This window comes from Roseateles sp. (assembly GCF_049240545.1).
Lineage (GTDB): Bacteria > Pseudomonadota > Gammaproteobacteria > Burkholderiales > Burkholderiaceae_C > Paucibacter_A.
This window is the reverse complement of the sequence record NZ_JBMLSK010000267.1, coordinates 1-1,716: the sequence shown is the minus strand read 5'-3', so window position 1 is coordinate 1,716 and position 1,716 is coordinate 1. Positions and strand designations below refer to the sequence as shown.

Sequence of the window (1,716 nt, the reverse complement as noted above, 5' to 3'; positions counted from 1 at the left end):
ACCAGCGCCGAGCAGGTGCTGGCCTGCGCCGCGCTGCACCAGGCCAGCAGCGACGGCTTCATGGCGCGAGAGGCGCGGCCCGAGCGCCTTCGCGAAGGCATCCTGGCGCGGCTGCCTGCGCCGTTGAGTGTATCGACCGTATCGACTGCATCGACCACATCGACCGATCCCCCGACATGACCCTTGACACTTTCCCCTCAGAAGCCCGCGTGCGGCCCGCGCACCCGACCTACACCCGTGCACAAGCCTTGCCGGCGCTGCTGCGCCAACGCATCGTGCTGCTCGACGGCGCCATGGGCACGCTGCTGCAACAACGCAAGCTGGACGAAGCCGCGTTCCGCGGCAGCCGGTTGGCCGACCACCCGGTGACGCTGAAGGGCAACAACGAGCTGCTCAACCTGACGCAGCCGCAGGTGGTGCGCGAGATCCACGAGGCCTACCTGGCGGCGGGCTCGGACATCGTCGAGACCAACACCTTCGGCGCCACCGCCATCGCCCAGGCCGACTACGGCCTGGCGCACCTGGCGCGCGAGATGAACGTGCAGGCCGCCGCCCTGGCGCGCCAGGCCTGCGACCGCTACAGCACGCCCGGCCACCCGCGCTTCGTGGCAGGTGCCATCGGCCCCACGCCACGCACGGCCAGCATCAGCCCCGACGTCAACGACCCGGGCGCACGCAACGTCAGCTTCGACGAGCTGCGCGCCGCTTACCGCGAGCAGGTGGAAGGGCTGGTTGAAGGGGGTGCGGACATCCTGCTGGTGGAAACCATCTTCGACACGCTGAACGCCAAGGCCGCGGCCTTCGCCATCGAAGAGGCATTCGATGCCAGCGGTGAACGCCTGCCCGTCATCCTGAGCGGCACCGTTACTGACGCGTCGGGCCGTGTGCTCAGCGGCCAGACCGTCTCGGCCTTCTGGCACAGCGTGCGCCACGCGCGGCCGCTGGCCGTGGGCCTGCACTGCGCCACGGGCGCGGCGCTGATGCGGCCTTACCTGGCCGAGCTGGCGCGTGTGGCCGACGACACGTTCATCAGCTGTTATCCCAACGCCGGCTTGCCCAACCCGATGAGCGAGACCGGCTTCGACGAGACGCCAGAGGTCACGTCGCGGCTGTTGGGCGAGTTTGCGCGCGATGGGCTGGTCAACCTGGTGGGCGGCTGCTGCGGCACCACGCCGGATCACATTGAGGCCATTGCACAATCTGTTTCAGGGGCGAGGCCACGGCCTCTGCGTGAGTCGCCGGCGAGCCGTCCACGGACACCGTTTCGCCTCGGCGCCTGACGGCGGCGGCCAACATTTCAGTCAACCCCACAAGGAACCCGTATGCAAGGCGATCCCCAAGTTGTCCAGTGCCTTCAGGCCCAGCTCAAGAACGAACTCACGGCCATCAACCAGTACTTCGTGCACTTCCGCATGTTCAAGCACTGGGGCTTCGAGCGCATCGCGAAAAAGGAATACGAAGAGTCGATCGGCGAGATGAAGCACGCCGACGCGCTGATGGAGCGCCTGTTCACGCTGGACGCCCTGCCCAACCTGCAGGATCTGGGCAAGCTGATGATCGGCGAGACGCTGCCCGAGGCGCTGGCCTGCGACCTGAAGGTCGAACAAGGCTCGCAAGCGACCGTGAAGGACGCCATTGCCCACTGCGAGCAGGCACGCGATTACGTCTCGCGCGACCTCTTCCAGCACATCCTCGAAGACACCGAGGAACACATCG

General features: G+C 67.3%; 3 protein-coding genes. All 3 read left to right on the top strand.

The features are described from left to right. A partial coding sequence (locus tag ACOVRJ_RS17260; RefSeq protein WP_422045072.1) for a DUF1636 family protein occupies nucleotides 1–180 on the top strand: 180 nt, incomplete at its 5' end. Continuing rightward, nucleotides 177–1,280, top strand: a complete 1,104-nt coding sequence (locus ACOVRJ_RS17255; RefSeq protein ID WP_422045071.1) for a homocysteine S-methyltransferase family protein — start codon at nucleotides 177–179, stop codon at nucleotides 1,278–1,280. The genes ACOVRJ_RS17260 and ACOVRJ_RS17255, both read left to right, overlap by 4 nt. A gap of 42 nt (nucleotides 1,281–1,322) precedes the next feature. Further along, the coding region (gene bfr, locus ACOVRJ_RS17250; RefSeq protein WP_422045070.1) for a bacterioferritin at nucleotides 1,323–1,716 on the top strand (394 nt) is incomplete at its 3' end.